Source organism: Paracraurococcus ruber (assembly GCF_004353985.1).
GTDB lineage: Bacteria > Pseudomonadota > Alphaproteobacteria > Acetobacterales > Acetobacteraceae > Paracraurococcus > Paracraurococcus ruber.
In genome coordinates this window covers 1-1,125 of the sequence record NZ_SMOA01000592.1, presented here as the reverse complement: position 1 = coordinate 1,125, position 1,125 = coordinate 1, and the positions used below count along the sequence as shown (strand labels likewise).

Sequence of the window (1,125 nt, the reverse complement as noted above, 5' to 3'; positions counted from 1 at the left end):
CGCCCGCAGCGCCGCCCCGGCCGCCGCCAGGCGCTGCGCCGCCGCGGCCTCCTGCGCCGCCTGGAGGGCGAAGCGGCGGCGGGCCTCCGCCACCTCCAGCCGGCGCAGGCGGGCCAGGGCGGCGAGCGGGTCACGCGGCAACCGGCAGCTCCTCCATGGCCAGGGCGAGCGCGGCGAAGGCCGCCTCCACCGTCGCGCTCTCACCCGCGGCCTCGCCCTTCCCCTGGGCCAGCACGGCCTCGATGCGGGGGCCGAGGCGGATGGCCTCGTCCACCGCCGGGTCGGTGCCGGGGCGATAGGCGCCGAGCCGGACGAGGTCCGCCATCTCCGCCTGCAGCGCCAGGATGCGGCGGGCGCGCAGCATCAGGTCCCGCTCCTCCGGCCGCAGGCAGCCGGGCACGGTGCGCGACAGGCTGCGCAGCACGTCCACCGCCGGGTAGCGGCCGGCCTCGCCGATCCGGCGGTCCAGCACGACATGGCCGTCGAGGATGCCGCGGACGGCATCCGCCACGGGCTCGTCATGGTCGTCGCCCTCGACCAGCACGGTGAAGAGGCCGGTGATGCAGCCCGGCTGCCCCTCCGCGCGCGGGCCGGCGCGTTCCAGCAGGCGCGGCAGCTCGGCGAAGACGCCGGGGGTATAGCCGCGGGTCGCCGGCGGCTCCCCCGCCGCCAGGCCGATCTCGCGCAGCGCCATGGCGAAGCGGGTGACGCTGTCCATCAGCAGCAGCACCTGCCTGCCCTGGTCGGCGAAATGCTCGGCGACCGTCATGGCGGCATAGGCGGCTTCCCGCCGCAGCAGCGCCGGCGTGTCGGAGGTGGCGCAGACCGTCACGCTGCGGGCCATGCCCTCCGGGCCCAGATCGTCCTCGAGGAATTCCCGCAGCTCCCGCCCGCGTTCCCCGACCAGGCCAAGCACGACGACGTCGCAGGCGGCGCGGGCGGCCAGCATGGCCAGCAGGGTGGACTTGCCGACGCCCGAGGCGGCGAAGAGGCCGAGGCGCTGGCCGCGGCGGCAGGTGGCGAAGGCGTCCAGCACCCGCACGCCGAGATCGAGCCGCGGGCCGAGCCGGGCGCGCTGCCCGGCCGGCGGCGGGGCGGTGCGCAGCGGCCGCGGGGCGGGACCGG

The 1,125-nt window shown here is 78.1% G+C and carries 1 protein-coding gene; it reads right to left on the bottom strand.

The genetic code is table 11. The features are described from left to right. Positions 1-130 precede the first annotated feature (130 nt). A partial coding sequence (locus E2C05_RS31950) for a FliI/YscN family ATPase (RefSeq protein WP_240046994.1) occupies positions 131-1,125 on the bottom strand: 995 nt, incomplete at its 5' end.